The following is a 373-nucleotide window of genomic DNA, read 5'->3' on the forward strand; positions in this document are numbered from 1 at the left end:
CTCACGCTGTCGTACACGGCGAGGGGCGAACCCGCCGGCATGACCAGATCGTCAGATACGTCGAGGACAAAGGCATCTATGCATTTCACAAGAAATACGGCTACGGTGTGCGCTCGCTGGTCGAGGCGCAGATCTCGCGCATCAAGCGCTGCATCGGCGAGCGCCTGCTGACGCAGGAGCTTGCGTCGCAGGAAGGCGAAGGCATAATCATCGCCAACCTGCTGAACCGGTGGAACGCCTTCGGCAAACCGGTTTGCGTCAAAAATGCATAGTCGCGTCCATGGCACGGGAACTCGTACCCATCCGGACAAAGCCCTTGAGAGGATCTTTCATTCTCTAGTCTGAGGCCTGATTCAGATATGGCATCAACACG

The 373-nt window shown here is 57.4% G+C and carries 1 protein-coding gene; it reads left to right on the forward strand.

What is annotated here, in order from left to right; all coding sequences use genetic code 11:
• On the forward strand, nt 1-272 hold a 272-nt coding region (locus ACLFKU_RS44365), incomplete at its 5' end, for a hypothetical protein (RefSeq protein ID WP_410853471.1).
• Between the last annotated feature and the right edge of the window lie 101 nt (nt 273-373).

It is taken from the genome of Paraburkholderia sp. EG304 (assembly GCF_046543485.1).
GTDB classification, from domain to species: domain Bacteria; phylum Pseudomonadota; class Gammaproteobacteria; order Burkholderiales; family Burkholderiaceae; genus Paraburkholderia; species Paraburkholderia youngii.